The sequence below is a fragment of the Acinetobacter sp. YH16038 genome (genome assembly GCF_013417275.1).
In the GTDB taxonomy this organism is placed as follows: domain Bacteria; phylum Pseudomonadota; class Gammaproteobacteria; order Pseudomonadales; family Moraxellaceae; genus Acinetobacter.
This window is the reverse complement of the sequence record NZ_VPEG01000100.1, coordinates 1-2,569: the sequence shown is the minus strand read 5'-3', so window position 1 is coordinate 2,569 and position 2,569 is coordinate 1. Positions and strand designations below refer to the sequence as shown.

Annotated in this window: 2 protein-coding genes; one reads left to right on the top strand and one right to left on the bottom strand. The window is 41.9% G+C overall.

Features of this window, described 5'->3' with window-relative positions; translation table 11 throughout:
- Nucleotides 1-433: 433 nt before the first annotated feature.
- Nucleotides 434-1,189 carry a hypothetical protein gene (locus FTV34_RS16865; RefSeq protein ID WP_180070840.1) on the bottom strand — a complete coding sequence of 252 codons (756 nt, stop codon included), beginning with the start codon at nt 1,187-1,189 and terminating at the stop codon, nt 434-436.
- A 260-nt stretch (nt 1,190-1,449) separates the two neighbouring features.
- Between FTV34_RS16865 and FTV34_RS16860 the strand changes: the two genes are divergently transcribed.
- Nucleotides 1,450-2,569, top strand: a 1,120-nt coding sequence (locus FTV34_RS16860; protein ID WP_368856428.1) for a MobA/MobL family protein, incomplete at its 3' end; no start/stop codon positions are given.

Genomic DNA, 2,569 nt, shown 5'->3' with positions numbered 1-2,569 from the left:
GCTCAAACTCTATTGAATCTCGCTTTCGCTCGATTCTAGGGGCAATTTTTTGGTTCATGTTTCCGTGAATTAAAAAGAGCAAAAGCAAAGGCAAGAGCATAATGAATTCGCTGCGCTCATAAAGCTTTTTGCTCGCTATGCTCGATCTAGAAACCAGGTTTAGCATGTGATTTATGCTTTTTTAGGCTATACAGCCTTAAAAAGCGGTTTTTCAAAGGGTCTAGGCGCGACTTTTCATTGTGTCGCTCGTAGACACTCGCTCTATAGATACCTTTTAGGTATTTAATTTGAGTTTTAAGGATATTTCTTAGTTTATAAATTAAGGATTTGTATTAGGTAAAGCGTAAAAGGGCCTATTTCGCATTTTTAGCCCTGATTACATTTTTTATTAGGGATGGGTAGGATTAAGCCAAAAACAGGCTGTAATCGCATTTTATGGCTTTCCACGGTGCTTTTGGATGAGTACTTTGTGAAACTCTTGCCCATTGATTTTATAGGTTGGCAAATCTTCAACCATACGCTGGAATAATTTTGTTTCTTCCTTGAGGTCTTCGGTGTTGTTTTTGATCTCTTTATAGAGTGTGGTTTCTTTAATGGCTCTTTCCCAAATAATGCTCTGTAGGAGGGCATCTCTGAGCAGGGGAATATCACTGTGCTGGATCTGAAGATTGAGGTCTTTATAAAGCGATTGAACTACACCTCCTATCGCGTATTTGAGTTGGTTTTCTGCATTGCGTTTTTTCTGGGCTTCTGTCAGTTCTTTGTGACTTTTCTGCAAAATTTCACGTTTGTGTTCATTCTCCAGCCGGATTCGATTGTCTAGGGCTGCTTTTTCAATTTTCTGGTAAGACTCTAGGGCGCGATCTAGGCGGAAGAAATTATCCTGATCCATTGTTTGATTGAGTAAGGTCAGAATTTCAATTTCGTTGGCCAAGAGGGGCTGTTGGTTTTTGTCCTTCAGTTTGATTTGTTCAATGAGTGCCTGTCTTGTTAGAAACTGATTTTTCTCCCGGTCGACTGTTTTGAGCAGACTGAGTTGTTTGTCATTGAATCTGTCATTGGATTGCTGGAGTAGGGTTAAAGCCTGTTGCTGTTTTTTCTTGAGGAAGGGAAGTTTCTCCAGGAATTGCTGCAATGTGGTGAGGTCATTTGAGGTGAGTATTTTCGCAGGTCTTCCACGTGCCGCCATCGCATTCTCCAGCATAAAATGGGTGAGGTTTTTGTGTTTTCAGTTTAGCATAGGCTGGCACGGGAAGAATTAAATAAAATGTGGGAACATTTTATTTAATTCTTAAGCTCGTTTCCGTGTTTTTAATTCGATATAATTACTACGCAATTATATCGAATTAAAAACACTTCTCCTCGTGCTCCGCAGGCTCTGCGAGGCTCCGTGAATTTGAAGGTGGGATTATGTTCTATTGCAACCTGGAACACACAAGCAAAAAGGCCGTGAAAACCCGATCGGGGAAAGTAAAAAATGCTGCCACGGCCAAGAACCGGTTTCACTACATTACCCGGACTTCGCATTTTAAAAATTATAAAGAAAGTGCCTCAGAACAGATCGAATTTGTGAGATCCGGCAATCTGCCAAATTTTGCTGAAGGAAATCCGGCTGAGTTTTGGGACACTGCAGATATTTATGAACGCAGTAATGGTCGTACCTGTTCCAGTTTGGTGGTGGCTTTACCGAAAGAGTTGAACCAGGCGCAGCGGATTGAATTGGCCGAGGCATTTATTACTGAGTTTGCAGACCGCTATAGCTATCCCTTTACGTGTGCCATTCATAATCATGTTGGATCGTTGGGTGGGCAAGAGCAACCGCATTTGCATTTTATGTATAGTGAACGGCATGTGGATGGGATCGATCGGACAGCTGAGCAGTTTTTTAAGCGTTATAACCCGAAGGATCCGCAGAAAGGTGGCGCGCAAAAGCTGACGGCTGATGTATTGGGGATGGGGAAAGCGCAGCTGAAGTTGTATAGGCAGAAGACTGAAGAATTGATTAATGACAGTTTGAGGCGTTATGCCCCCATCAAAATGGTGGAGATCCGTGGTATTCAGGTGGAAGTGCCTAGTTTGGTCAGTTGTTTGTCGAATCGGGATTACAATCAAAAGTATGGGACGCAGTTGCAAGATGTCCCCGTGATGAATAAGGCGGTGCGTTTTGCGCGTGAGAAAGAGCCGGAATTAGTGGCCGAACGGGAAAGAATGACTGCTGAAATTAACCGGTTACGTGCTGAAAATCATTATGAGTTGTATCGTTCATTTTACGAGGCTGAATTAAAAAATCGTCAAGAGATTGAAGAGTTGAGCACGCAAGCTGAAACACCACGGACACGGCAGCATTGGTATGCTCAAGAAAAATTATTGTTTTTACAACAGAAAATGCTGCAAGCCTTATTGCAAGATCGTCAAATGACTGAACCTTTTAGGGTGATTCAGCATGATTTACAGACTTATATCGATCTTTTGAATATCGAATCCTTCGACCGACTTGAAAAATTTGAATACTTAACTGATTTGGGCCAACAGTTAAAGAATTCAGTTATCCAGATAGCCTCTATTGAGG

Coding starts and splice junctions, on each gene's coding strand:
- FTV34_RS16865 (WP_180070840.1), bottom strand. CDS start 1,189: ATGGCGGCACGTGGAAGACCTGCGAAAATACTCACCTCAAATGACCTC.